This window comes from Paracraurococcus lichenis, from assembly GCF_030657435.1.
GTDB classification, from domain to species: Bacteria; Pseudomonadota; Alphaproteobacteria; order Acetobacterales; family Acetobacteraceae; genus Paracraurococcus; species Paracraurococcus lichenis.
Map to the genome: position 1 here is coordinate 39,693 of NZ_JAUTWS010000024.1, position 25,586 is coordinate 65,278.

Here is a 25,586-nt window from a genome sequence, read left to right on the forward strand (position 1 = left end):
GCCTGCGGCGGCGGATCCAGGCGGCCGGGCGTCCGCGTAAAGCCATATCGGCCAGCATGCATGCTGGCCGATATGGCGACGCTCTAGGGACCGTCCGGCGCCTCGAAGTGATGCGCCACCAGCGCATCCAGCAGCCGCGCGCCGAAGCCGCTCGGGCCCCGGGGCCCGAGCGCCTCGGCCTCCGCCCGCGCCGCGACGCCGGCGATGTCGAGATGCGCCCAGGGCGCCTCGCCGGCGAATTCGCGGAGGAAGGCCGCGGCATGGCTCGCATCCGGCAGCAGCCGCCCGCTGAGGCACTGCTTCAGGTCGGCGATGCCGCTCTTGAGGTCCTCGCGGTGCCGCTCGCCGATCGGCAGGCGCCAGAGCCGCTCGCCCACCGCCTCCCCGGCCGCCGCGGCCTGCGCCATCAGCGCCGCATCGGTGCCGAACATCCCGGCGCGGTGATGGCCGAGCGCGGTGACGACCGCCCCGGTCAGGGTGGCGAGGTCGAGCATCGCGGCCGGCCGGAAGCGGCGCGCGAAATGCAGCGCATCCGCCAGCACCAGCCGCCCCTCGGCATCGGTGTCCACCACCTCCACCGTGGTGCCGGCGCCGGTGCGCAGCACGTCGCCGGGGCGATAGGCCTCGGCGCCCAGGCTGTTCTCCGCCAGCGCCAGCACGGCGACGGCCGGCGCCGGGGAGCGCCGCAGGGCGAGGGCCAGCATGGCGCCGGCGCAGGCGGCGGCGCCGGCCATGTCGCCGCGCATCGCCTCCATCCCCTGCGCCGGCTTGATGCTGATGCCGCCGGTGTCGAAGCAGATGCCCTTGCCGACGAAGGCGATGGGCGGCACGGCGTGGCAGCCGCGCCAGCGCAGCACCGCCAGCCGCGGCGGGTTCGCGCTGCCGCCGCCGACCGCGAGCAGCGCGCCCAAGCCCTCCCGCGCCAGGCGCTTGCGTCCCAGCACGTCGACGGCGATGCCGTGCTCGGCCAGCGCCTCCAGACGCGCGGCGAAGGCGCGGGTGGTCAGGTGGTTGCCCGGCTCGGCCGCGAGGTCGCGCGCCAGCAGGCAGCCCCGCACCCCCGCCGCGGCCCGCTCCCAGAGCGGCTCGACCGCCTCGGGGCTGTCCACCAGCAGGTCGAGATGCGCGAGCGCCGGCCCCTCCGCCCGGCGGTGGCGGTCGAAGCGCCAGGCGCGCAGGCAGGCGCCGGCGGCGAGCGCCGCGGCGGCCTCGGGCGGCAGGCCGCGGGCATCGAGGGTGAGGCGCTTCGCCCGGCCGGCGGCGGCAACCGCCGTGCCGCCCGCCACCTCCCAGTCCAGCGGCCGGCGCGCCGCGCCGGTGCCGAGGAGCAGCACGCGGCCCTCGGGTCCGGGCAGGTCCGCCACCTGCTCCGCAGCGCCGGTGAAGCCCGCCGCCTCCGCCGCCGCCCGCCATTCGTGCGGCACGGAAGCGGCCGCGGCCAGCGGGATGGCGCGCGGGCCCGGCTGCTCCCGCGCTGCCCGCCGCAGCCTGACCTTCAGCATCACGGGCCCCGCGCGGGCGGCCGCCTATCCCTCGTAGTGCTCCGCGACCAGGCGGTCCAGCAGCCGCACGCCGAAGGCGGTCGCGCCCTTGGGCACGGTCGGCAGGTCCTTGCTGCTCCAGGCCGTGCCGGCGATGTCGAGATGCGCCCAGGGCGTGGGCCCGTCCTTCGGGCCGACGAAGCGCTGGATGAACTGCGCCGCGGTGATGGAGCCGCCGGGGCGGCCGCCGACATTCTTCATGTCCGCGATGTCGGACTTGATCTGCTTGTCGTAGGCATCGCCGAGCGGCATGCGCCAGAGCTGCTCGCCCACCGCCTTGCCGGCGGCCGTCAATTGCTGCGCCAGCGCGTCGTCGTTGCTGAACAGCCCGGCATGCTCGTGGCCGAGCGAGATGATGATCGCGCCGGTCAGCGTGGCGAGGTCCACCATGAGGCGCGGCGCGAAGCGGTCCTGGCAGTAGTGGATGACGTCGGCGAGCACGAGGCGCCCCTCGGCATCGGTGTTGATGACCTCGACCGTCTGGCCGCTCATGGTCCTGACCACGTCGCCCGGCCGCTGCGCATCGCCCGAGGGCATGTTCTCGACCAGGCCGACCAGCCCGACCGCATCGACCTTCGCCTTGCGGCCGGCGAGCGCCGCCATGGCGCCGATGACCGCGCCGGCGCCGGCCATGTCCCACTTCATATCCTCCATCCCCGCCGCGGGCTTGATGGAGATGCCGCCGGTGTCGAAGGTGACGCCCTTGCCGATGAAGGCGACCGGCTTGCCCGAGGCCTTCTTCCCCTTGCCGCCATTCCCGCCGGCGCCGTTCCACTGCATGACGACCAGCCGCGGCTCCTTCGCCGAGCCCTGGGCGACGCCGAGGATCGCGCCCATGCCGAGCTTCTTCATCTCCTTCGGGCCCAGCACCTCGACCGCGATGCCGAGCTTCTCGAGCTCCTTGCAGCGCTCGGCCATCTCCTCGGGGTGCAGGATGTTCGGCGGCTCGGTGACCAGGTCGCGCGCGAGGAAGACGCCGTCGGCGACGGCGCGGAGCGGCGCCCAGGCAGCCTTGGCGGCGGTGGCCGCGTCGCTGGCGATCTCGACCCGCTCGAGCTTCGGCCTGTCCTCCTCCTTCTCCGTCGTGCGGTAGCGGTCGAAGCGGTAGCTCTTCAGCAGCAGGCCCATGGCGAAGGCGGCGGCCTGCGGCGCGGCGAGGCTTTCCGCCGCCACCACCGCCTCGCGCTCGCCCGAGACCAGCGGCAGCGCGGCGCCGCCGGCGGCCTCCAGCCCCTCCGGCGTCAGGTCACCCGGCTTGCCGAGGCCGATGACGACCAGGCGGGCGGGGCCGCTGCCGCCCTCGACGGCCGGCGCCCAGATGGTGCAGCTCTGCCCCTTCCGGCCCTTGAAGGAGGCTGCGGCCAGGGCGCGGGCGACGGCGCCGTTGCTCGCGGCATCGATCGCCTGGGCGAGGCCCGCCAGCTCCGCATCCTCGGCGAGCGGCAGCACCAGCGCGCCGTGGCGGGGCAGGGCGGGCTTCACGAAGGCGATGTCGAGCATCCGGCTGAGGTCCTTCCCGTGGCGTTTCCGGGGCAGGATAGCACCCGGCCGCCCTGCCGCCAGGGCCGCGGTTCTGCCGGCGGCGCCGGGCTGCTACATCCCTGGGATGACCGATCCCGACCTGCTCGAGCTTGCCGCCGGCCTGGCCCGCCGCGCCGCCGCCGCCATCGAGGCCGTCCGGCGCGCCGGCTTCGCGGTGGAGCGCAAGACGGACGAGAGCCCGGTGACCGAGGCCGACCGGATCGCCGAGGCGCTGATCGTCGAGGCGCTGCGCGCGGCGACGCCGGACTGGCCGGTGGTCGCCGAGGAGGAGGTCGCCGCCGGCATCGTCACCGCCGCCGCGCCGCGCTTCTGGCTGGTCGATCCGCTCGACGGCACGCGCGACTTCGCCAAGGGCCGCAGCGAATACGCCAGTTGCATCGGCCTGGTGGAGCATGGCCGCGCCATCCTCGGCGCCATCGCCCTGCCCGCGACCGGCGAGGTTTTTGCGGGTTTGCTCGGCGCCGGGGCCTGGAAGGAGGACGCCGCCGCACCCCGCCGGGCCATCCGCGTCCGCGCCGTGCCGCCGGTGGGGCTAACGGTGCTGGCCAGCCGCACCTATGCCGATGACCCGCGCATGGCGCCCTTCCTCGCGGGACGGCCGATCGCGGAGCGCCGCGCGGTCTCCTCGGCGCTGAAATTCTGCCGCGTGGCGGAAGGTGCGGCCGATCTCTACCCGCGCTTCGGCGGGACGATGGAATGGGACACCGCCGCCGGCCAGGCGATCGTCGAGGCCGCGGGCGGCGCGGTGACGATGGTGGACGGCGCGCCGCTCCGCTACGGCAAGCCGGGCTGGCTGAACCCGGACTTCGTCTGCCACGGGGGCACCGGGACGTGACGGAGCGGCTGGGACCGGACGCGGTCGCGCGCGCCGCGGACCTCCTGCGGGGCGGCGCGCTGGTCGCCTTCCCGACCGAGACGGTCTATGGCCTCGGCGGCGACGCGACGAACGGGCAGGCGGTGGCGGGCATCTTCGCCGCCAAGGGCCGGCCGCATTTCAATCCGCTGATCTGCCACTACCCGGATGCCGAGGCCGCCTTCGCGGACGTGCGCGCCGACGACCGCGCGCGGGCGCTGGCGGCGCGCTTCTGGCCCGGGCCGCTGACGCTGGTGCTGCCGCGGCGTCCGGAATGCCGTGTCGACCTGCTGGCCGGGGCGGGGCTGGACACGCTGGCGGTACGGGTGCCGGACCATGCGCTGGCGCTCGCCCTGCTGCGGGATGTCGGGCGGCCGGTGGCGGCGCCCTCGGCCAATCGCTCCGGCCAGGTCAGCCCGACGACGGCCGGGCATGTGCTGGAAGGGCTCTCGGGCCGCATCGCCGCGGTGCTGGATGGCGGTCCCTGCCCGGTCGGCGTGGAGAGCACGGTGCTGGACCTGACCGGCACCGGTGCCGTGCTGCTGCGTCCGGGCGGCGTGCCGGCGGAGGCGATCGAGGCGCTCATCGGCAAGGTCGGCCGCGCGCTGCCCATCACCGCGGCGGCGCAGACGCAGAGCCTCCGCTCGCCGGGGCTGATGCTGTCGCATTACGCGCCGGGCCTGCCGGTGCGGCTGGGCGCGACGGGCGTCGCGGCGGACGAGGCACTGCTCGCCTTCGGCCCGCCGCTGCCGGGCGCCGCCGTCACCTGGAACCTGTCGGAGGCGGGGGACCTGCGGGAGGCCGCGGCGCGGCTCTTCGCCGGGCTGCGCTGGCTGGATGCGGAGGGCACGGCGCGCGGCTGCGCGCGCATCGCGGCCATGCCGGTGCCGGAGACGGGCCTCGGCGCCGCCATCAACGACCGCCTCTCCCGCGCCGCCGCGCCGCGCGGATAGCGCGGGCGCGCCATGCGCGCTCGACCCCATCGAGCGCACCTCGAGCGAAAGCCACGGTGCCGGAGCGGCATCAAGGACGCAGCCGCGCTTCGCGCGGTCGGGCGAAGCCCGATCCTTGACGCCGCTCCGGCACCGTGGCCAGGAGCATTGGTCGCCTTCTGGGACGAGGTGAGCAGGATGGAGTGCGACGCGAGCCTGCCCGAGGAGGTCGTCCACCTGCCCTTCGAGGACGGGCCCTTCCGCATGGCCATGGGCCTCGTCGCCTGCCCCGAGGCGGCCTGGTTCGAGATCGACGCACGCTATCCGGCCGAGATGGCGGAGCGGCGCGAGCTGCTCGCCACGCGGCGCGCCGATGTCCTCGCCGTGGTCCCGGGCAGCGAGGCGGCGCGGGCGGAGACGCTCGCCGTCCTCGCCGCGCACCTGCCGCGGCACCACCCCGCCTGGTTCCGCCGCGACGGCCAGATCCTGCACAACCGGCTGACCGGCGAGCGCTGGGACCTCGCCGCCCCGCCCTGCGACCCGCTCGAACTCGCGGGACGGCTGGTGCAGGAGGATCTCTGCCTGATCCGCCCGGAGGCCGACGGCCCGGTGCTGGAGGCCGGGCTGGTCTGCGCGCCGAGCCGCTGGCGACTGACCGAGAAGGTCGGCCATCCCCTCCTGCAGGTGCACGCCCCGGTGCCCCTCTACGCCGAGCGCCTGGGCGCGCCGGTGGACCGCTTCATGCACCACCTGAAGGAGGGCCGCATCGCCTCGCGCATGAACTGGTCCGTGGTGGACAGCCCGGCGCTGTTCCAGCTCGGTGGCAAGCACCGGACGGAGCGCGACCCCGGCATCACCGCCGCCAATGCCGGCGAGAAGCTGCACCTGCGGACGGAGCGCCAGAGCTTCCGACGCCTGCCCTCGACCGGCCGCGTGCTCTTCGGCATCCGCGTGCACAGCTACCCGCTCGCCCGCATCGCCGCCATTCCCGGCGCGGCGGCGCGCCTCGCCGCGGCGGTGCGCGCCCTGCCGGCCGAGATGGGCCGCTACAAGAGCCTGCCGGTCTACCGCGAGGCGCTGCTCGGCTTCCTGGACGCGGCGGCCTCCAGGACCTTGGGTTAATCAGCCGCAAAGAGAATCCGCCTATCCGGCGATCCCATCCAGCCCGGATCGCCGATGCCCACCCTCCCCGCCACCATGCCCCGGCATGGCTGGCTCGAAGCCCTGCGCGGCGTCGCCGCGCTGCAGGTCCTGTTGCTGCACCTCCTCGGCGCCTTCTGGCTTCCGCTCGTGACCGGGGAGGGCGGCGGGCCCGCCGCCTGGCTGGCCCGCTCCCCCCTCGCCCTGCTCTGGGACGGGGAGAGCGCGGTCTACCTCTTCTTCACCATGAGCGGGGTGGTGCTGGCCGGCGCCTTCGCCCGGCAGGTCGAGGCCTCGGGGGCCGCCTTCGCCGCGCGCCTGCTGCGCCTCGGCCTGCCCGGCGCCGCCGCCTGCCTGCTGGCCTTCCTGGCCTTCCACGCCTTCCCCGGGGCGCATCGCGCGGCGGCCGAGCGGCTCGGCGCCTCCTGGCTCGGCGGCAACTGGACGGGCGACGGCTCGCTCGCCTCCCTGTTCTGGGAAGCGGGGCCGGGCCTGCTGCTGCTCGGCTTCGACCCGGCGCTGGCGCCGCTGCCGAGCATCGCCTCGGCCTATAACGGTCCGCTCTGGACGCTGGCGATCGAGCTGCGCGGCTCCCTGCTGGTGCTGCTGCTGCTGCTCGCGCGGCGGCGCTGGCCACGGGCCTGGGCCTGGGGCGCCGCGCTCGCCCTCGCCTGGCTCTGGCGCAGCGCCTATGGCGGCTTCCTCGCCGGCGCCCTCGTGGCCCTCGCCGCGCCGCATCTGCCGGCCGCAGCGGCCCTGCGCCGGGCGGCGCCGGCCCTGGGGCTGGGTGGTGCCCTGCTCTCCTGGCTGGCGCTGCGCGAGTTGCCGGACGGGCTGGCGCTGCCGGGCGGCGGGCCGGGCTGGCCGGCCGCCCTGCCCGCCGCGGACCTGCTGCGCAGCCTCGGCGCGGCGCTCGGCCTCGGCGCCGTCGCGGCGCTGCCGGGGCTGCGCCGTTGGCTGGAGAGGCCCTGGCTCGCCGTGCTCGGCCGCCTCTCCTTCCCGCTCTACCTCGTGCACTGGCCGATGATCCTCGGCCCCGGCGCGGCCGCCTTCGTCGCGCTGGAGCCCCGGCTGGGCGGCGCGGCGGCGCGGCTGGCCGGCATGGCGGCGGCGGCGCTGCTCTCGCTGCTGCTCGCACTCGCCTTCCGCCCGGTGGACGAGGCGGCGATCCGCTGGTCGCGCCGGCTGCGCGCGGCGCTCGCGGCCCGGGGCAGCGTGATGCCGGCTGCGGCGCTGGCGCGGCGGCCCTGAGCGGGCCTGCCGCGCACCGCAGCGTTTCCCCCGGAGGACGGGTGGTCTAGCCTCCCCGGGCAAGGCGCGCGGCCCGACGCGCCGCAACCGCACAGGAGGAAACCATGTCCCACTGGAGGGGCGCCGCCGCGGCGCTCGCCCTCATGCTCGCGCCGCTTCTATGGCCCGGCGTGGCGCCGGCGCAGGTCTCGGACGAGGCCGTGCGCATCGGCGTGCTCACCGACCTCTCTGGCCCCTATGCCGATTTCGCCGGGCCGGGCTCGGTCCTCGCCACCCGCATGGCGATCGAGGACCACGGCGGCAAGGTGCTCGGCAAGGCCGCCGAGGTCGTCTCCGGTGACCACCAGAACAAGCCCGATGTCGGCGGTTCGCTGGCGCGGCGCTGGATCGACACCGACCGCGTCGACATGATCATCGACATGCCCAACAGCTCCGTCGCGCTCGCCGTGCAGCAGGTGGGGCGGGAGCGCAGCCGCATCATCATCAACAGCTCCGCCTCCACCACCGAGCTGACGGGACGGCAATGCTCCCCCGTGGGGTTCCACTGGACCTCGGACAGCTTCGCGCTGTCGAGCGGCACGACGCGCGCCGTGATGCAGCAGGGCGGGAAATCCTGGTACTACCTGACCGTGGACTACGAGGGCGGCTACGCGCTCGAGCGCGGCTCGGAAGGCGTGGTGAAGGCGAATGGCGGCACCGTGCTCGGCCATGCGCGGCACCCGCTGAACACCGCCGACTTCTCCTCCTTCCTGCTGCAGGCGCAGGCGTCGCGCGCGCAGGTGGTGGCGCTGGCCAATGCCGGCACGGACACCATCAACGCCATCAAGCAGGCCGGCGAGTTCGGCCTGACGCGGCAGGGCCAGCGCATCGCCGGCATGTTCGTCAACATCAACGACATCAAGGCGCTCGGCCTCGCCACCGCGCAGGGCGTGGTGACGGTGGAGGCCTGGTACTGGGACATGGATGACGAGACCCGGGCCTTCGCGAAGCGCTTCGCCGAGCGCAACCGCGGCACGCCGCCGAGCCAGTATCAGGCCGGCATCTACAGCGCGGTGCGGCACTACCTGAAGGCGATCGAGGCCGCGGGCACCGACGAGGCCATGGCGGTGGCGGCGAAGATGCGGGAGCTGCCGGTGAACGACGTCTTCACGAAGAACGGCCGCGTGCGGGCGGACGGGCGGCACGTGCACGACCTCTACCTGGTCGAGGTCAAGGCGCCGGCGGAGTCGAAAGGACCCTGGGACCTCTACAAGGTGCTGGCGACGGTGCCGGCGGAGCAGGCCTTCAAGCCGCTCGATCCCGCCTGCCCGCTGGTGAAGCCGTGAGCGCGCCTCTCGGCTTCGTCGGCCTCGGCGCCATGGGCGCGCCGATGGTCCGCCGGCTGCTCGGCGCCGGGCACCGCGTGCTGGTGCACGACGTGAACATGGCAGCCGTCGCCGCCGCCGTCTCGAAGGGCGCGGAGGGGCGCACCAGCCCGGCCGCCGTCGCGGCTGACGCGGAGGTGGTGCTGGTCAGCCTGCCGACGCCGGACGTGGTGCGGCAGGTCGCGCTCGGCCCCGGCGGCCTCATCGAGGGCAATGCCCTGCGGATCTATGTGGACCTCTCGACGACGGGCGCGCAGGTGGCGCGGCAGGTCGCGGCGGGCCTCGCGCCGCGCGGCGTCACGGCGCTCGACGCACCGGTTTCGGGCGGCGTGGCGGGGGCGGAGGCCGGCACCCTCGCGGTCATGGCGGCCGGCGACCGCGCCGCCTTCGACCGCGTGCGGCCGGTGCTGGAGGTCATCGGCGCCAATACCGTCCTGGTCGGCGAGCAGGTCGGGCTCGGCCAGACCCTGAAGCTGGTGAACAACCTGCTGGCCGCGACCACCTGGGCGGCGGCCTGCGAGGCGCTGGCGATGGGCGCCAAGGCCGGGCTCGACCCGGAGCTGATGGTGGGCGTGATCAACAAGAGCTCCGGCCGCAGCTTCGCCACCGAGCGCTTCGTCCCCGGCGCCGTGCTGACGCGCCGCTTCGACTTCGGCTTCCGGATGGAGCTGATGGCGAAGGACATGCGCCTCGCGCTGCAGGAGGCGGAGGCGCTGGGCCTCGTCATGCCGACCAGCCGCGCGGCGCAGATGCTCTACGGCCTCGCCATGGCGGGCGGCGGCGGCAAGGGCGACGTGACCGAGCTGGCGAAGGTCACGGAGGGCTGGGCGGCGGTGGAACTCGCCGCGGCGCGCCGGAACGAGGCCGGCGAGGGCCCGGGGGCCTGACCTCGGGCCGCCGGACCGGCAGGGCGGGGGCCGCCGCGTGGCCCCCGCATCCATCAGGCGGGCGTGCGCTCCAGCAGCTCGATGGTGATGTCCTGCGGGCCCTTGATGAAGCAGATGCGCACGCCGGGGCGGGCCTGCTTCGGCTCCATGGTGAACGCGACGCCCTTGGCCTTGAGGTCGGCCACCGCCTCGTCGAGGCCCTGCACCGCGAGGCCGAAATGGTCGATGCCGTTGTAGGGGGAGACGGGCGGCGCCGCGACGCGGTTGTCGGACTGCGAGATGAAGAGGTCGAGGCCGCCGAGCGTCATGTCGATGCGGGGCGCCTCGCCCGTGACGCGCCGCACCTCCTCGGCGCCCAGCTTGTCGCGGAACCAGGTGGCCGTCGCCTCCAGGTCCGGGCTGCGCAGGTGGATGTGATCGAAGCCGTAGCGGGCCATGGGTCCCTCCCCTCGTCATGTCGCCAGCCTGGAGCATTCCCGGGCTGACCGTGCCGCGTGAGAATGCTCCAGGCTTTTGATGTGTCGAGCGGATTCACGCCTCCGGGCGTTTCCACTCCGCGGCGATCCGCCCCGGCATGGCGGACGGGCCTGCCCGGGAGGCCGGTCCTTGCGGCAGCTCCCGCCCGGCCGCATCTGCCTGGGGCCTGCCGGAGCCCCCTGCCATGTCCCTCCCTTGCGCCCGCGCATGACGGCCGCGCTGCTCCTCCTGCTCGCTGCGCTCGGCGGCGCCGGCTGGTACCTCTACGATCCCGACAGGCCGCGCGCCGCGCTCGAGGCGCGCTGGGCCCCGCCGCCCTCGCAATTCGTCGACGTGCTCGGGGTCCGCCTGCATATCCGCGACACCGGCCCGCGGGAGGGGCCGGCGGTGCTGCTGATCCACGGCTTCGCCGCCAGCCTGCACACGTGGGAGGCCTGGGCGCCGCTGCTCGAGGACCGCTTCCGGCTGATCCGACTGGACCTGCCGGGCTTCGGCCTGACCGGCCCCGATCCCGGCGGCGACTACACCGATGAACGCTCGGCCGTCCTGCTGGCCGCGCTGCTCGACCGGCTGGGCGTGGCGCGGGCGGCGGTGGTCGGCAGTTCCATGGGCGGGCGGATCGCCTGGCGCTTCGCGGTCGCGGCGCCGGCGCGCGTGGCGAAGCTGGTGCTGATGGCGCCCGATGGCTTCGCCAGCCCCGGGCGGGACTACGACACCGTCCCCCGCGTGCCGGCGCTGATGCGCCTGCTGCCCTGGACCCTGCCGCGGCCGCTGCTGAAGCACGCGACGGCGGGCGCCTATGCCGTGCCCGGCGTGCTGACCGCGGCGGTGGTGGACCGCTACCGCGACATGCTGCTGGCGCCGGGCGTGCGGCAGGCGATCCTGGACCGGCTGCCGCAGACCGTGCTGCGCCGGCCGGAGCCGATGCTGGCCACCCTGCGCATGCCGGTGCTGCTGCTCTGGGGCGAGGAGGACCGCGCCGTGCCGGTCGCGCATGCCGCGGATTACCTGCGCGTCCTGCCCGATGCGCGCGCGGTGGTGCTGCCCGGCATCGGCCATGTGCCGATGGAGGAGGCGCCCGCGGCCTCGGCCGCCGCGCTGCGGCAGTTCCTGGAGGCTTGACCGCATCGGCCCTGCCCCGCCAGCTAGCGCGCATGGACCAGCAGACCGAACTCGCCAAGGTGAAGGCCCGCATCCGGGCGCTCGCCGCCCGGACCGTGGAGCGCGGCTGCTCCGAGGCCGAGGCGCTGGCCGCCGCCGCCAAGGTGGGCGAGCTGCTCGAGGTCTATGGCCTCTCGATGTCCGAGGTGGAGCTGCGGGAGGAGGCCTGCCTGCAGCGCCGCGTCACCGTGCCCGGGCCGCAGCGCCTGGCGTTGCGCTGGCTCTACCCGAGCCTGCTGCGGTTCTGCGAATGCCGCGGCTGGACCGACGGACGCGCCGATTTCGTGCTCTACGGGCTCGAGCCGGACGTGCAGATGGCGGAGTACCTGCTGAAGGTGGCCGAGGGCGCGCTGCGCTTCGAGGAGGCGCGCTACCGCGAGAGCCCGGACTGGCTGCGCAGCCGCGCGACGCCGCAGACAAGGCTGCGCAGCTTCCGCTACGGCTTCGCGGACCGGCTGGGCAAACGGCTGGAGGCGATGGTGGGCGAGCGCGAGGCGGCCGCCGAGGCGCGCCGCGCCGCGGCGCCGCCGGCGCAGGCGAGCGCCTCCACCGCCCTGGTGCTGGCCAAGGAGAAGAAGGTGGAGGAGGGGTTCCGCGGCCTCGGCGTACGGCTGAAGACCATCTATTCCACGGCGACCGTCCGCGACCGCGGCGCCTATGGCAAGGGCCAGGCCGCCGGCGGCCGCGTCGGCCTCGACCGCCCCGTCGGCCGTGGCCCGGGCGCCGGCCGCCTGCCGAGCGGCTGATGGCAAGGGGGGTCTCGAAGGGGGGCTCCGCCCCCTTCGCGGGGTCCGGGGCGGAGCCCCGGCTATGAGCCGCGGGGACACCGCGGCCCGCCGGTTGTACGCCTGGGAGGACGCCGAGGTCGCGCCGCGCGACCTCTCCCGCGTCCCCTTCGCGCAGTTGCAGGCGCTGGTCGACCATGTCTGGGCCGCCGAGGGGCTGCGCTTCCCGCCGCGCATTCGCCCCCTGCCCCGCCAGGCCCGCGCGACCGTCGCGCGCGCCACGCGCCTGGCGATCGAGGCGCCGGCGGAGCTCCCCACCTGGGTCCTGCTGCACGAGCTGGCGCATAGCCTGACCAGCACGGCCGAGGGCACGAATGACGGCCACGGCCCGCGCTTCGTCGGCATGTACCTGCATCTGCTGGTGCACCACGCGCGCATGCCGCGGGAGGCCTTGGCGGCTTCGCTCGAAGCGGCGGGCATTCCCTTCGATCCGGCCCCGCGGCCGGCCTTTTTCGGGTGATGCCGGATCGCGGACATGCTGGCGCATGGCAGCGCTCGCCGGTCAGCCTGGATGCGGCCCGGCGGGAAACGTCAGGCGCGCAGCCTGCGGTAGTGCAGGACCGTCTCGGCCTGCGTGCGGAGTTGCAGGCGCATCTCCGCGCCATCCATCCGGAACTTCTCCAGGACCCCGCGGCGGGCGAGCTCCGCCACGACATAATCGATGTTGGCCAGGAGGTGCGGCCCGCCGAAGCCGCCGCCATGGATGTTCGCGTCGATGCTGAGCGCCTTGACGAGCTGGAGATAGGTGAAGCGTCGATAGGGTCGATTGGCGTTGCCGCTGCCCACCATGTCGCCTTCCATCAGCGCGCCGAAACTCTTGTTCACCCCGGCGTCCACCAGCAGCATGCGGACGAGGGTGGTGACCGGCAGCCGGTCGTCCTCCAGGCCCGTCGGGGTCTGCACTCGCCCCTTGCTGAAGAGGTGGTCGACATTGTAGCGGCCCGGCACCGCCGCGATCGGGAAGCCGCAGACCTCCCTGGCGAAGGCGAGAAAGGGGCCCGTGTAGACCGGGCGGCGCGCGCGCACCCAGAGCTCGGCGTGACCGTTGCGGCGGACCAGCATCGCCTCCTCCCGGCCATAGCCCGGCAGCGCGGCCGCCGTGGCGCCGCGCTGCGAGGCAAGCTCCTCCAGCGCAGAGGCGCTGGTTGCCGCGCAGATGCACCAATCGTCATCGAGGAAGGATGCGATGGCCGAGGCATCCTGCTCCGCCAGGTAGGTCTGCAGCGTCTTCGCCATGGGTTCGCAGCCATGTTCGCGATCGCGATGCTACCGCAGGCATGGAAGTTGCGCCACGCGCGATCTCGACGGGCGCTGCCCGGGATGACGCGGCGGTGACTGAAGGATAGCCTTGCGCCGGGGAGGATCTGCCATGCGCCCAAGGATCGTGTTTGTGGGGGCCGGCGCGGTCGGCGGCTATCTCGGCGGGCATCTCGCCCGGCTCGGCCATGACGTCACGCTGATCGATGCCTGGCCGGCGCATGTCGAGGCGATCCGGGCGCAGGGGCTGCGGCTGACCGGGCTGGAGGAGAGCCAGAACGTCACCGTCGCGGTTCCGGCGCTGCACCTGTCGGACGTGCAGCGGCTGTCCCGGGAACGGCCGATCGACATCGCCTTCATCTCCGTCAAATCCTACGACACGGTCTGGGCGACGCACCTGATCGCGCCGCATCTCGCGCCCGGCGGCTTCGTCGCCAGCCTGCAGAACTGCATCAACGAGCCGGCGATCGCCTCGGTCGTCGGCTGGGGCCGGACCATCGGCGTCATCGCCGGCACCTATTCCGGCGAGTTGCACGCGCCTGGCGAGGTCATGCGCACCGTCCCGCTCGGCGGCACCCAGCGCGTGGTCTATGCGGTGGGCGAGCCGCATGGGCGGATCACGGCGCGGGTCGAGCAGGTGCGCGACATGATCGCGGCCATCGACAGCGTGCAGGCCACGACCAATCTCTGGGGCGAGCGCTGGTCGAAGCTCTGCGTCAACGTGATGCGCAACGGCGTCAGCGCGGCGACCGGCCTCTCGGGCAACGAATGCGACCGGGACGACCGCATCCGCCGCTTCTCCATCCGCCTCGGCGCCGAGGCCGTCCGGATCGGCCAGGCGCTGGGCTATGCGCTGGAGCCGATCCAGAAGATCGCGCCCGGGGTGCTGGCGGCGGCCGGCGCGGGCGATGCGGCGGCGCTCGATGCGGCGGAGGGGACGATCCTGGCCACCCTCGCCGCCGGCCAGCGCAGCGCGAAGCAGCGGCCCTCCATGGGGCAGGACATGCTGAAGGGCCGGCAGACCGAGATCGACCAGATCAACGGCTTCGTGGTGGCGGAGGGCGCGAAGGCCGGCCTCGCCGCGCCGGCCAATGCCGCCATCACGGCGATGGTCAGGCGGGTCGAGCGCGGCGAGATCGCGGCGCGGCCGGAGAACGTCACGGGCATCAATGCCTGAGCAGGCTGTCGCGGGTCGGGCCACGCTTCGTGCGGCCCGGCCCTTCGAAGCGAAAGCCTGCTCAGGGTTGTGTTGCGGCGCAAAACCTGAGGGATTTGCCGAGGCCGCCCGGCCTGTCCACCCCGGGACGGCCGTCGGCGGACCCTGTCCCCAGGGGGGAGCGCCATGCACCATCCAGGATTGAGTCATGCTTTCGCAGGCTAACGCTGAAGGCGAAAAGCCGGCTAGCTTGCCCACGTCCCCTGCATGTCCGATCCCGCCGCACCGCCCGCCGACCATCTGCCGCGCCCCGCTCCACCCGCCGGGGGCGGCAGGGCGGGCGCGCCCCGGAGGATCTGGTCCGTGCGCAGCCGCGGGCTGATCCTCGGCGGCGTCCTCCTCGCCCTCGCCATCCTCGGCGGCGCCGGGCTGATCCTCTGGCGCGCCCGGGAGGCGGCGATCGAGGAATGGAAGCTCCGCGCCGCCGGCCTGACCACGATCCTCGCCGAGCATGCCGGCCAGACCGTCCGCGCGGCCGACCTGGTGCTGCGGTCCCTGCAGCGGGAGGTGGACGAGGCGCAGATCGAGACCGGCGAGCAGCTCCGCGCCCGCATGGGCACGCGCGAGTTCTGGGAGCTGATGCGCAGCGCCACCAAGGGCGCGCCGCAGATCGACGTCGCCACCGTCATCGCCCCCGACGGCAACATCGTGAACTTTACCCGGAGCTGGCCGGCGCCGCCGATCAACCTGGCCGACCGCGACTACTTCCAGGCCGCGATCCAGCCGGGCTTCGAGGGCGTGACCATCTCCATCCCCGTCCCCAACCGCGGCACCGGCAGCCATGTCTTCTACCTCGCCCGGCAGCTCCGGAATCCGGCCGGCGCGCCGATCGGGGTGGTGATCACCGGCATGCGCTCCGACTTCTTCATGGACTTCTACAAGGCGATCCATGCCGGGCCGGACTATGCCATCTCGCTCTTCCGCGGCGACGGCATCCTGCTGGCGCGGGAGCCGCTGCAGGGCGACCATCTCGGCCGGTCCTTCGCCGGGCAGGCCGTGTTCCGCGACGTGCTGAAGCCGGGCGTTGCCGCCGGCGTGCAGGTCACCCGCAGCATCCGCCTGGTCGACGGCCGCACGGAGCTGCGCATCGTCTCGCCGCGACGCCTGCCCGATGTCCCGCTGGTCTCCAACGTGACGATCACGGAAGCCACCATCCTCAGCGACTGGGAGGAGACGGCGCGCTGGACCATCCTGCTGGTCGTGCCGGCCGCCCTGGTGCTGCTCGCGCTCAGCGTCATGCTGGCCCGCATGGTCGCGCGACGGGACGGGATGCTGGCCGAGGTCACGGTGGCGGGCCGGCTTGCCGAGCAGGCGAATGCGGGCCTGCGCCGGGCGATGCAGGAGGCCGAGGCGGCGAGCCGCGCCAAGACCGACTTCCTGGCCAACATGAGCCACGAGATCCGCACGCCGATCAACGGCATCATGGGCATGAATGCCCTGCTGCTGGAGACCGCGCTGACCGAGGAGCAGCGGAAATACGCGCTGCTGACACGCGATTCCGCCGATGCCCTGCTGACCGTCATCAACGACATCCTCGACATCTCCAAGCTCGAGGCCGGGCGGGTGGAGCTCGAGGAGGTGGAGTTCGACCTGGTCGCGCTGGTCGAGGACTGCGCCACCCTGCTCGCGCCGCGGGCGGCGGAGAAGCAGGTGGACGTCTCCGCCTTCGTCGATCCCCGCCTGCCCGGCCGCCTGCGCGGCGATCCGACCCGGCTGCGGCAGGTGCTGCTGAACCTCGTCGGCAATGCGGTGAAGTTCACCGAAGCCGGCTCCATCGCCGTGCAGGCCACGCCCGAGGCCGGCGGCGCCCTGGTCCGGTTCGAGGTGCAGGACACCGGGATCGGCATCGCGCCCGGGGTGCAGGCGCGGCTCTTCGACAAGTTCAGCCAGGCCGACAGCTCGATCACCCGGCGCTATGGCGGCACCGGGCTCGGGCTCGCCATCTCGCGGCAGCTCGTCCAGCTTATGGGCGGGACGATCGGGCTGGAGAGCGCGGCCGGCCAGGGCTCCCGCTTCTGGTTCACCCTGCCGCTGCGCCCGGCCGCGGCGCCGCTGCCGCCGGTGCAGCCGCTGCCGGAGACCTGGCAGGCGCCGCGCGTGCTGGTGGTGGACGACATCGCGCTGAACCGGGAGATCCTCGGCAAGCAGCTCAGGGCGCTCGGCGTCCCGGTCGAGGAAGCGGCCGATGCGCTGCAGGCGATCGCCGCGGTGGAGCAGGCGGCGGCCGGGGCGCGGCCCTTCGCGGTGGCGCTGCTCGACCACATGATGCCGGGCATGTCCGGCCTCGCGCTGGCGGGCCGGCTGCGGACCCTGCCGGGCGGCGAGGCGATGCGGCTGGTCCTGGTGACGTCGGCCGGCGTCCCGGAGTCCCGCCGCAGCCTCGGGGCGGTGGTGGACGCGGTGCTGGAGAAGCCGGTGCGCCGCGGCGAGCTGCTGGCCTGCCTCGGCCGCCTGACGGGGACCGAACCGCCGGTCCCGCCCGCCCCGCCCCCGCCGATGCCCGCGGCCGAGCCGGAGGCGCCCCCGGCCGGCCCGACGGTGCTGGTCGCCGAGGACATCCCGGTCAACCAGCTCGTCGTCGCGGGCATGCTGCAGAAGGCCGGGTTCCGCGTCCGCATCGCCGCCACCGGGGTGGAGGCGGTGGCGGAGGTCGAGGCGGGCGGCATCGACCTGGTGCTGATGGACGTGCAGATGCCGGAGATGGACGGCATCGAGGCGACGCGCCGCATCCGGGCCCTGCCCGGGCGGCTCGGCCAGGTGCCGGTCGTCGCGCTGACCGCCGATGCGATGACCGGCGCCGAGGCGCATTACCGCAAGGCCGGCTTCGACGACTACCTCGCGAAGCCGCTCCGCAAGGACGAGCTGCTGGCCAAGCTCGCCGCGCTGCGGGAGGCGGTCCGGGACTGAGGCGCCGGTGGCCCCCGGGGCCGGGCGGGCCTACTCAGACCTCCGCGCCCTGCGGCGCTCCGGCCATCGGGTCGCCTTGCCTGTCGGCGAGCCGATTCAGACCTCCGCGCCCTGCGGCGCTCCGGTCATCGGTCCGGCTCAGCCCTGCGACTTGAGGAAGGCGATCAGGTTGTCGAGCTGCTCCTCGTTCTTCAGGCCGGGATAGGACATGGCGCCGGCCGGGAGCACGGCCTTCGGATTGGCGATATAGGCGCGCAGCGTCGGCTCGTCCCAGGTCAGGCCGGCCTCGGCCTTCTCCTTCAGGTTCGCGGAGTAGCGGAACCCGTCGATGGTGCCGGCCTTGCGGCCGACGACGCCATGCAGGTTCGGGCCAACGCCGTTGCGGCCACCGGCCTCGATGCTGTGGCAGGCGCGGCACTGGTTGAAGACGCGGCGGCCGGCCTCGGCATCCTGCGCCGCCGCGGGCAGCGCGGTGCCGAGCGCGAGGGCAAGCGTCAGGGCGACGGGGGCGATGCGGTTCATTGGCGTCTCCGGCCGTTCGGGCTGCCGCTTCGAATGCGTGCCGGCCCGCCCGGCGTCAACCCCAGGGGTTGCGCCGGCCGCTCCCCCATTGGGAGGATGCCGCCGGCCCGGCCCAGGGCCCCTCGCCCAGGGCCGGGCGGGATGGCGCCGGCGGCACCATGGCCAGCAGGCGGCGGATCCGCTCCTCGGTCGGCGGGTGGGTGGTGAAGAGGCTGTCCATGCGCAGGCCCGAGAGCGGGTTGACGATGAAGAGATGCGCGCTCGCCGGATGCGCCTCGGCCGTCGGGTTCACGATCCCCTGCTTGTAGTGCTCGAGCTTCTCGAGGCCGCGCGCCAGCCAGCGCGGGTCGCCGCAGATCCCGGCGCCGAGCCGGTCGGCCTCGTATTCGCGGGAGCGGCTGATCGCCATCTGCACCAGCATGGCGGCGATCGGCCCGACGATGACCAGCAGCAGCGCGCCGATCGGGCCGAAGGGGTTGCGCCGCCCGTCCTCCGCCCGGCCGCCGAAGAGGAAGCCGAATTGCGCCAGCATGCCGATCGCGCCCGCGAGCGTCGCGGTGACGGTCATGATCAGCGTGTCGCGGTGCCGGATATGCGCGAGCTCGTGCGCCACGACGCCGGCCACCTCCTCCTCCGACATCAGGTCGAGCAGGCCGGTATTCACCGCGACCGCGGCATGCTCCGGGTCGCGGCCGGTGGCGAAGGCATTCGGCTGGTCCTCGTGGATGACGTAGAGCGCCGGCATGGGCAGCCCGGCACGGTCGGCGAGTTGCCGGACGATGGCAAACAGCCGCGGCGCCTCGGCCGGGGTGATGGGCTGGGCATTGTGCATGGAGAGCACGACGCGGTCGCTGTTCCACCAGGCCCAGAGATTCGTCCCGCAGGCGAGGAGGAAGGCGATCACCATCCCCTGCCCGCCGCCGAGGGCATAGCCGATGCCGATGAACAGCGCGGTGAGCCCGGCGAGCAGGATCGCCGTCCGCAGGGTGCCAGCCATGTCCCGTCCCTTTCGGCGCAGCCACGCCCCCAAACCCGCGTTGGGGGTGGCGCGACCCCGCCCCGAGACCCCAGATGAGGCGCATGACCGAAGCCAGACAAGGGGCGCCGATGGCCGCCCCGGACACCGCGAACGCCTTCGAGGCGCAGGTGCCGATCTCCCCCGACCTGCCGCCGCAGCCCGTGCCGCCCATCCCGCCGCCCCCGCCGGGGCCGGACCTGCCGGAGGTCCCGGTCGAGGACCCGACGGGGCCCGAGACGCCGCTGCCCGGCGATCCCGGCCTGCCGCCCGCCGGCGACCCGCCGCCGGACGCCCCGATCCGGGTGAAGGAGATCGGCGGCCCGGCCGGGCCGGAGCCGACCCGCTACGGCGACTGGGAGCGGAAGGGGCGGGTCAGCGACTTCTGACCCGCGACTCGGGCCGCGGCCCGGCGCCTGCCGGGACCGGAGCGCGAACGGGCTTGTGTCCCGCCGCGTCTTCGGCCTACCAGGGATGGTGTCGGGCCGGTCGAGTCGGTCGGCGGCGCGGGGTCAGCGATTCGTTCGCGCGACTCGGGCCAAGCCGTTGCTTCGGCGGCCGCCGCCTCCGGCCGGTCGCGGCGCCGATTCCTGCCTTGTTCCTCAGTCGGGGTAGAGCGCCGGCGCGACTCGGCGCAGCCGCGTCAGCAGGGACTTGTGGCAGCCGCAGGCCACCGCCTCCAGCCCGGGCCGATCAATCACCGTGACGCGACTGCGGCGGTGCCGGATCAACCCCCGATCGGTCAGTTGCGCCATGACGCGCGTGACCGTGGTGCGCCGGACCCCCAGCATCGCAGCCAGCAATTCCTGGGTCACCGGCAGGTCGGGCTGCTCGCGGCGGTCCTGGGCCAGCAGCAGCCAGAAACTCGCCCGCGCCTCCACCGGATGCAGGGCGGAGCAGACCGCCGCCTGGACCAGCCGGACCATCAGGGCCTTGCGCTGCATCTCGAGCGCATCCCGCAAAGGGGCGCTGTCTGCGGCGACATGCGCCAGCGCATCGGCCTGGATGCGCAGCGCCCGGCCGGGCATCTGGACCAGGACATGGCCGAGCCCCGGCAGGCCGATCAGTTCCGGCCCGAGCTGGCCCTCCTGGCCGATCGAGACCGCCTCGGCCGCGCGGCCTTCGTCGCAATCGACCACCAGGGAGAAGACCGTGCCGGCGCAGGGGAAGAAGGCGCAGGTCATCGCCTCCCCCGTCTGCCCGACGATATGGCCGGACTGCAGGGTCAGGGGTTCGAGCAGCGGCGTGAGCAGCGCGGCATCGGCCTCCGGCAGCAGGTCCAGAACGCGGTTGCCGCTCGGCCAAGTCTGCGGCGGCGCGCCGCCTCGCGGCCCGCCGGTCCATTCCCCCGCCATGTGAACGACTCCTGATCCAGGTCCCGATTGCTAGGGGACCTACAGCGAACCGTTCCAGTGTCAACAGACCAGGGAACGAGGACGGGTGTCTCGCGACGGCCGATTGCCTGGAACGGTCACAATCCCGATCCCGCCATGCCCGGTCCTTGGGCATCCCGGGCGCGTCCCTGCGCCCGGGCGGGCCGGTCCAGGGCATTGCCCTGGACGATGTCCGGGCCATCGGCCCGCCTTGTATGTTGGGCGAGCCGATTCAGACCTCCGGGCCATCCGGCCCTTCGGTCATCGGCACGCCTCAGCCGACCCGGTTCGCCACCAGTTCCTGCACCACCGAGGGGTCGGCGAGGGTCGAGGTATCGCCCAGGCTCTCCGTCTCGTTGGCCGCGATCTTGCGCAGGATGCGGCGCATGATCTTGCCCGAGCGGGTCTTCGGCAAGCCGGGCGCCCACTGGATGGCATCCGGCGAGGCGATGGGCCCGATCTCCTTGCGCACCCAGGCCACCAGCTCCTTGCGCAGCGCCTCGGTCGGCTCCTCGCCGCTCTTCAGCGTCACGTAGCAGTAGATGCCCTGGCCCTTCAGGTCGTGCGGCATGCCGACCACCGCGGCCTCGGCGACCTTCGGATGCGCGACCAGCGCGGACTCGATCTCGGCGGTGCCCATGCGGTGGCCGGAGACGTTGATCACGTCGTCCACCCGGCCCGTGATCCAGTAGTACCCGTCGGCATCCCGGCGGGCGCCGTCGCCGGTGAAGTACATCCCCTTGAAGGTGGAGAAGTAGGTCTGCCCGAAGCGCGCATGGTCGCCATAGATGGTGCGCATCTGGCCGGGCCAGCTATCCAGCAGCACGAGGTTGCCCTCGGTCGCGCCGTCCAGGATCTTGCCCTCGCCATCCACCAGCGCCGGGAAGACGCCCGGCAGCGGCAGCGTCGCCGAGCCCGGCTTCTGCGCGACGGCGCCCGGCAGCGGCGAGATCAGGATGCCGCCGGTCTCGGTCTGCCACCAGGTATCGACGATCGGGCAGCGCTCGTCGCCGACGACGCGGTAGTACCAGAGCCAGGCCTCCGGGTTGATCGGCTCGCCGACCGAGCCCAGGATCCGCAGCGACCGGCGGCTGGCCTTCTTCACCGGCGCCTCGCCGTCGCGCATCAGGCTGCGAATGGCGGTGGGCGCGGTGTAGAAGATGTTGACCTGGTGCTTGTCCACCACCTCCCAGAAGCGGGAGACGGAGGGGTAGTTCGGCACGCCCTCGAACATCAGCGTCGTCGCGCCGTTCGCCAGCGGGCCATAGACGATGTAGGTGTGGCCGGTCACCCAGCCGACATCCGCCGTGCACCAGTAGATCTCGCCCGGGCGGTAGTCGAAGACCAGCTCATGCGTGTAGCTGGCCCAGACCATGTACCCGCCCGTGGTGTGCAGCACGCCCTTCGGCTTGCCGGTGGAGCCGGAGGTGTAGAGGATGAAGAGCGGATCCTCCGCGCTCATCGCCTCGGGCTCGCAGGTCGTCGCCTGCCTGCCGCAGAGCTCGTCCCACATCATGTCGCGGCCGGCCTGCATCGGCACGGCGCCGCCGGTGTTCTTCGCCACGATCACGTGCTTGATCGAGGGGCAGTCGCGCAGCGCCTCGTCCGCATTGGTCTTCAGCGGCACCTTGCGCCCGCCGCGGCGGCCCTCATCGGCAGTGATGAGGACGGTGCACTCGGAATCCTGGATGCGGGAGGCGAGGCTGTCCGGGGAGAAGCCGCCGAAGACGATGGAGTGGATGGCGCCGATGCGGGCGCAGGCCAGCATGGCGACAGCGGCCTCGACGATCATCGGCAGGTAGATGCAGACGCGGTCGCCCTTCTTCACGCCGAGTTCGCGGAGCCCGTTGGCGAGGCGGCAGACGCGCTCATGCAGGTCGCGGTAGGTGACCTTGGCGTCGCTGTTCGGGTCGTCGCCCTCCCAGATGATCGCCACCTGGTCGCCCCGGGTCTCGAGGTGCCGGTCGAGGCAGGAGACGCTGGCGTTGAGCACGCCGTCCTCGAACCAGCGGATGGTGACGTCACCGGTGAAATCGACGTTCTTGATCCTGGTCGGCGGCTTGATCCAGGCGAGGCGCTTCGCCTCCTCGCGCCAGAACCCCTCGGGGTCCTTCGCCGCCGCTTCCGTCATGGCGCGATGGCGTTCGGTGTTCACAAGCGCCTTGGCGGCGATCTCCGGTTTCACGGCGATCAGGTCGTCTGCCATGCCTGGCCTCCCCTTGGGCGTATGAGTCTGCCTGCCAGGAGATAGGGCATGCTGCCTTGCGCTGCGTCAATCGGTCCCCCTGCTCCTGCTTAAGTCGCAAGGGTTTGTGGGAGCGGCAGCGGAGCCCCGCCCGGCAGGGTGCCGGGCGGGGTGCTTCCTCAGTTCGTCCGGGTGGCGGCAGGGCTGCCCGGCGCGGTCGCGGCGGGCGCGGTGACGGCGCCGTGCCGCTCGGTGCCGGCGGGCTTCTGCGCCTGGGCCGGATGCTGCGGCTTCGCCTCGCCGCCGGGATGCGCCGGGGTGGCGGGGCGGGCGGCCTCGATCGTCGCCGCGGCGCTGCCGGCCGGCCGCGGCGCGAGCGTCGCGGCGGGGCCGGCCTGGACCTGGCCGGCGGGCTGGGAGGCCGGGGCCTGGGCGGGCGCGGTGCCCTGGGCGAAGGCCGGGACGGCGAGGACCATCAGGCCGGTGGCGAGCAGGCTGCGGCGAAGGTTGATGCTGTGCATGGTAGCCTCCTGTGCGCTGGGCACGGGAGGAAGACTGGCCTCCGGGCGCGGCGGCGCTTCGGCGGCTTCGGGGTCATTTCGCGTCGATCGGGGCAGGCCCGGGGCGATGATGGCGGGCCGCCACGATCCGGCGGCGGGCTAGGGCGTGTCTGCAAAGGGACCGGCGAAGGATCGGCGAGGGATCTTTCGGCCTGACCAGGACGTGGCCGCAGCCGATGCTGGTAGCATCGGCAAGGCCGCGGACGCCGTCGGGACGGAAAAGACCCGCCGAGACGAGCCGCAGCCCATTGCAGACACGGCCTACACCTATTGCCCCGCCTTCGCCGGGACCACCACCTGCCCGTCCAGGATCCGCACCGGCACGGCCTCCAGCGCCTCGCCGATGCAGGGGCCGGTGACGCATTGCCCGTCCTCGATCCGGAAGCGGGCGCCATGCACGGAACAGAGGATCACCTGCCCGCGCGGGTCGAGGAAGCGGTGCGGCAGCGGCTCGAGCGGCAGGCCGACATGCGGGCAGGCATTTACATAGACGCGGACCTGCCCGTCCTTGCGCACCGCGAAGAGCCCGATGGCGCCGCCGGGCGCCGCCGGGAAGCCCTTCGCCTTGCCCTCCGGGATGTCCTCCACCCGGCAGAGGATGCGCTCCTCCGCCTCCATCGCCTGTCCCATCATGCTCCTTCGTCGAGGCCGTGCCTCGCATGCCATTCCGCGATGCTCTCCTCCGGATAGCGGTCGCAGCGGCGGTCCTGCGGCCCCGCCTCCACCGCCACCCAGGGCGCCTTGAACGCGAGCATGATGTGGGTCGAATCCGGCGCGGCCGGCAAGGGCGTATCGATCGCCGAGGCGAAAGGGTGAACCAGCTCCGGCCAGCGCGCGTCGTAGAGCCAGAGCGCCGAGCCGCAGAGCGAGCAGAAATGCCGCTCCGCCGGGCTGCGATGCGCGCGCGCGTCCCCCGGCTCCTTCATCCGGGCGTGGTAGATCGTGACGTGCTGCCGCCCCGTCACCCGCAAGGTGGCGTTGTCGGCGCCGAGGTTGATGGCATAGCCGCCCCCGCCCTGGGTCTTGCGGCAGATGGAGCAGTAGCAGCGCTGGTAGGGATAGGGATGCGGGCTCTCCACCCGGAACTTCACCGCGCCGCAATGGCAGGAGCCTTCGAGCCGCATCGGGACCTCCTCTCGGGTGGCGGCTATTTCCCCGTCCAGCCGCCCAATGCGCACAGCTTCGCCCAATGCGCCGCGCCGACCGGCATCACGGAGAGGCGGGATTGCCGCACCAGGGCGAGGTCGGCGAAATCCGGGTCGGCCTTGATGGCGGCGAGCGTCACCGGCCGCGGCAGGGGCCCGACCGCCTTCATGTCCACGCAGACCCAGCGTCCCGTCTCGTCGGTCGGGTCCGGATAGGCCTCCCGCGCCACCTCGACGATGCCGACGATCTCGCGGCCCTCGTTGGAGTGGTAGAAGAAGGCCCGGTCGCCCTTGCGCATGGCTTTCAGGTTGTTGGCGGCCAGCGCGTTGCGGACCCCGGTCCAGGGCTCGGTGCCGTTCTGGACCTGCTGGTCCCAGGAAAAGGCATCCGGTTCGCTCTTCACCAGCCAGGTCGCCATCGGTTCCCCCAGAGACTCCGTTGCGTAGGGTAACCGGCGCGACGGGCGCTTCAATCCGGCGCCTTCCGGCCCTAGGGTGCTGCCCGTGGAAACCGCCGACACACGCCCCCTCGGACCGCCGCTCGCCGGCCGCCCCGCCGCAGGCGGGACGAGCCTGCACCGCTTCGCCAATCCCGGGCGCTTCCTCCGCCTCGCCGCGCGGGTGCAGCCCTGGCTGACCGGCGCGGCGCTGCTGGTGCTGGCCATCGGCCTGCCCTGGGCGCTGGTCTTCTCCCCGCCGGACTGGCAGCAGGGGGAGACGGTGCGGATCCTCTACATCCATGTGCCGATGGCCTGGCTCTCCATGGGCGGCTATGCCGGCCTCGCCATCGGCTCGGCCATGGCGCTGGTCTGGCGGCACCCGCTGGCCGACCTCGCCTGCCGGGAGCTTTCGCCGGTGGGCGCCACGGTCACTGCGCTCTGCCTCGCCACCGGCAGCCTCTGGGGCCGGCCGATGTGGGGGACCTGGTGGGTCTGGGATGCGCGGCTGACCAGCGTGCTGGTGCTGTTCTTCCTCTGGCTCGGCCATGCCGCCCTGGTGCGCGCCTTCGACGATGCCGAGCGCGGGGCGCGCATGGGCGCCATCCTGGCGCTGATCGGGGCGGTGAACCTGCCGATCGTGAAGTTCTCGGTGGACTGGTGGAACACCCTGCACCAGCCCGCCAGCGTGACCAGGATCAATGCGCCTGGTCTGCACGTCGATATCCTTTATCCGCTGCTGGTCTGCGCCCTCGGCTTCACCCTCGCCTTCGCCGCGCTGGTGCTGGCCCGGACGCGGGCGGCGGTGATGGAGCGACGGATCCGGGCGCTGCAGATGGCGGCGGCAAGGCGGGCGGAGGCGGCGCCATCCGATGGCCGGAGCGCCCTTCAGGGTGCGGAGGGCTGAATCGGATGGCCAAGGCGTGCTTCCGATGGCCGGAGCGCCCTTCAGGGCGCGGAGGGCTGAATCGGATGGCCAAGGCATGCGCCCGATGGCCGGGGCGCCCTGCAGGGCGCGGAGGGCTGAATCGGATGG

Annotated in this window: 25 protein-coding genes; 13 read left to right on the plus strand and 12 right to left on the minus strand. The window is 73.5% G+C overall.

The features are described 5' to 3' along the window. Positions 1-83 precede the first annotated feature (83 nt). On the minus strand, positions 84-1,502 hold the full coding sequence (locus tag Q7A36_RS22215; RefSeq protein ID WP_305105943.1) for a leucyl aminopeptidase family protein: 1,419 nt from the start codon (positions 1,500-1,502) through the stop codon (positions 84-86). A gap of 24 nt (positions 1,503-1,526) precedes the next feature. Then, the gene (locus Q7A36_RS22220; protein WP_305105944.1) at positions 1,527-3,041 is read right to left on the minus strand and encodes a leucyl aminopeptidase; all 1,515 of its coding nucleotides are present in this window, start codon (positions 3,039-3,041) and stop codon (positions 1,527-1,529) included. Between the two features lie 106 nt (positions 3,042-3,147). On the opposite strand from Q7A36_RS22220, the gene cysQ reads away from it, so the two are divergent. The 6 genes from cysQ (at position 3,148) to Q7A36_RS22250 (ending at position 9,510) form a co-directional block, all read left to right on the plus strand. Further along, positions 3,148-3,918: a 3'(2'),5'-bisphosphate nucleotidase CysQ gene (gene cysQ, locus Q7A36_RS22225; RefSeq protein ID WP_305105945.1), complete on the plus strand. Its 771-nt coding sequence runs from the start codon at positions 3,148-3,150 to the stop codon at positions 3,916-3,918. Then, the gene (locus Q7A36_RS22230; protein ID WP_305105946.1) at positions 3,915-4,889 is read left to right on the plus strand and encodes an L-threonylcarbamoyladenylate synthase; all 975 of its coding nucleotides are present in this window, start codon (positions 3,915-3,917) and stop codon (positions 4,887-4,889) included. Before cysQ ends, Q7A36_RS22230 begins: the two co-directional genes overlap by 4 nt. 177 nt (positions 4,890-5,066) lie before the next feature. After that, on the plus strand, positions 5,067-5,990 hold the full coding sequence (locus Q7A36_RS22235; protein ID WP_305105947.1) for a heme-dependent oxidative N-demethylase family protein: 924 nt from the start codon (positions 5,067-5,069) through the stop codon (positions 5,988-5,990). 54 nt (positions 5,991-6,044) lie between these two features. Beyond that, complete coding sequence (locus Q7A36_RS22240; RefSeq protein WP_305105948.1) at positions 6,045-7,259, plus strand: acyltransferase family protein; 1,215 nt, start codon at positions 6,045-6,047, stop codon at positions 7,257-7,259. A 104-nt stretch (positions 7,260-7,363) separates the two neighbouring features. Next, positions 7,364-8,584 carry an ABC transporter substrate-binding protein gene (locus Q7A36_RS22245; protein ID WP_305105949.1) on the plus strand — a complete coding sequence of 407 codons (1,221 nt, stop codon included), beginning with the start codon at positions 7,364-7,366 and terminating at the stop codon, positions 8,582-8,584. Further along, positions 8,581-9,510 carry an NAD(P)-dependent oxidoreductase gene (locus Q7A36_RS22250; protein ID WP_305105950.1) on the plus strand — a complete coding sequence of 310 codons (930 nt, stop codon included), beginning with the start codon at positions 8,581-8,583 and terminating at the stop codon, positions 9,508-9,510. The genes Q7A36_RS22245 and Q7A36_RS22250 overlap by 4 nt, the downstream gene beginning before the upstream one ends. A gap of 53 nt (positions 9,511-9,563) precedes the next feature. On the opposite strand, the gene Q7A36_RS22255 is transcribed toward Q7A36_RS22250, so the two are convergent. Then, entirely contained in the window at positions 9,564-9,947 is a 384-nt protein-coding gene (locus tag Q7A36_RS22255) for a VOC family protein (RefSeq protein ID WP_305105951.1), read from the minus strand. 247 nt (positions 9,948-10,194) lie between these two features. On the opposite strand from Q7A36_RS22255, the gene Q7A36_RS22260 reads away from it, so the two are divergent. The 3 genes from Q7A36_RS22260 to Q7A36_RS22270 all read left to right on the plus strand — a co-directional run bounded on the left by Q7A36_RS22260 (position 10,195) and on the right by Q7A36_RS22270 (position 12,393). After that, positions 10,195-11,109 carry an alpha/beta fold hydrolase gene (locus Q7A36_RS22260; protein WP_305105952.1) on the plus strand — a complete coding sequence of 305 codons (915 nt, stop codon included), beginning with the start codon at positions 10,195-10,197 and terminating at the stop codon, positions 11,107-11,109. Positions 11,110-11,141: 32 nt separating this feature from the next. Further along, the gene (locus tag Q7A36_RS22265; protein WP_305105953.1) at positions 11,142-11,894 is read left to right on the plus strand and encodes a DUF7168 domain-containing protein; all 753 of its coding nucleotides are present in this window, start codon (positions 11,142-11,144) and stop codon (positions 11,892-11,894) included. 64 nt (positions 11,895-11,958) lie between these two features. Beyond that, the gene (locus Q7A36_RS22270; RefSeq protein WP_305105954.1) at positions 11,959-12,393 is read left to right on the plus strand and encodes a SprT family zinc-dependent metalloprotease; all 435 of its coding nucleotides are present in this window, start codon (positions 11,959-11,961) and stop codon (positions 12,391-12,393) included. 71 nt (positions 12,394-12,464) lie between these two features. Here the strand turns inward: Q7A36_RS22270 and Q7A36_RS22275 are convergent, their stop codons facing one another. Then, positions 12,465-13,169, minus strand: a complete 705-nt coding sequence (locus Q7A36_RS22275; RefSeq protein ID WP_305105955.1) for a hypothetical protein — start codon at positions 13,167-13,169, stop codon at positions 12,465-12,467. Positions 13,170-13,302: 133 nt separating this feature from the next. Between Q7A36_RS22275 and Q7A36_RS22280 the strand changes: the two genes are divergently transcribed. After that, positions 13,303-14,367, plus strand: coding sequence for a ketopantoate reductase family protein (locus Q7A36_RS22280; protein ID WP_305105956.1), 1,065 nt, complete (start codon positions 13,303-13,305; stop codon positions 14,365-14,367). Between the two features lie 342 nt (positions 14,368-14,709). Further along, the gene (locus Q7A36_RS22285; protein ID WP_305105957.1) at positions 14,710-17,313 is read left to right on the plus strand and encodes a hybrid sensor histidine kinase/response regulator; all 2,604 of its coding nucleotides are present in this window, start codon (positions 14,710-14,712) and stop codon (positions 17,311-17,313) included. 138 nt (positions 17,314-17,451) lie between these two features. On the opposite strand, the gene Q7A36_RS22290 is transcribed toward Q7A36_RS22285, so the two are convergent. Next, positions 17,452-17,835, minus strand: a complete 384-nt coding sequence (locus Q7A36_RS22290; RefSeq protein WP_305105958.1) for a c-type cytochrome — start codon at positions 17,833-17,835, stop codon at positions 17,452-17,454. A 55-nt stretch (positions 17,836-17,890) separates the two neighbouring features. Then, positions 17,891-18,832 (minus strand): zinc metalloprotease HtpX, encoded by a 942-nt coding sequence (gene htpX, locus Q7A36_RS22295; protein WP_305105959.1) that lies wholly within the window; start codon positions 18,830-18,832, stop codon positions 17,891-17,893. Between the two features lie 83 nt (positions 18,833-18,915). On the opposite strand from htpX, the gene Q7A36_RS22300 reads away from it, so the two are divergent. Further along, a complete protein-coding gene (locus tag Q7A36_RS22300; protein WP_305105960.1) occupies positions 18,916-19,239 on the plus strand; it encodes a DUF1674 domain-containing protein in 324 nt (107 codons plus the stop codon). A 213-nt stretch (positions 19,240-19,452) separates the two neighbouring features. Here Q7A36_RS22300 and Q7A36_RS22305 read toward each other — a convergent pair whose 3' ends face one another. From Q7A36_RS22305 to Q7A36_RS22330, 6 genes are all read right to left on the minus strand, one after another. Then, complete coding sequence (locus tag Q7A36_RS22305; RefSeq protein ID WP_305105961.1) at positions 19,453-20,205, minus strand: Crp/Fnr family transcriptional regulator; 753 nt, start codon at positions 20,203-20,205, stop codon at positions 19,453-19,455. Between the two features lie 292 nt (positions 20,206-20,497). After that, positions 20,498-22,429 carry an acetate--CoA ligase gene (gene acs, locus Q7A36_RS22310; protein ID WP_305105962.1) on the minus strand — a complete coding sequence of 644 codons (1,932 nt, stop codon included), beginning with the start codon at positions 22,427-22,429 and terminating at the stop codon, positions 20,498-20,500. Between the two features lie 158 nt (positions 22,430-22,587). Next, positions 22,588-22,929, minus strand: coding sequence for a hypothetical protein (locus tag Q7A36_RS22315; RefSeq protein ID WP_305105963.1), 342 nt, complete (start codon positions 22,927-22,929; stop codon positions 22,588-22,590). 306 nt (positions 22,930-23,235) lie between these two features. Next, positions 23,236-23,601, minus strand: a complete 366-nt coding sequence (locus Q7A36_RS22320) for a Rieske (2Fe-2S) protein (RefSeq protein ID WP_305105964.1) — start codon at positions 23,599-23,601, stop codon at positions 23,236-23,238. After that, positions 23,598-24,092: a GFA family protein gene (locus tag Q7A36_RS22325; protein WP_305105965.1), complete on the minus strand. Its 495-nt coding sequence runs from the start codon at positions 24,090-24,092 to the stop codon at positions 23,598-23,600. Before Q7A36_RS22325 ends, Q7A36_RS22320 begins: the two co-directional genes overlap by 4 nt. Before the next feature lie 23 nt (positions 24,093-24,115). Continuing rightward, on the minus strand, positions 24,116-24,532 hold the full coding sequence (locus Q7A36_RS22330; RefSeq protein ID WP_305105966.1) for an EVE domain-containing protein: 417 nt from the start codon (positions 24,530-24,532) through the stop codon (positions 24,116-24,118). An 85-nt stretch (positions 24,533-24,617) separates the two neighbouring features. On the opposite strand from Q7A36_RS22330, the gene Q7A36_RS22335 reads away from it, so the two are divergent. After that, a complete protein-coding gene (locus Q7A36_RS22335) occupies positions 24,618-25,457 on the plus strand; it encodes a heme ABC transporter permease (RefSeq protein WP_370655694.1) in 840 nt (279 codons plus the stop codon). The last annotated feature ends 129 nt before the right edge of the window (positions 25,458-25,586 follow it).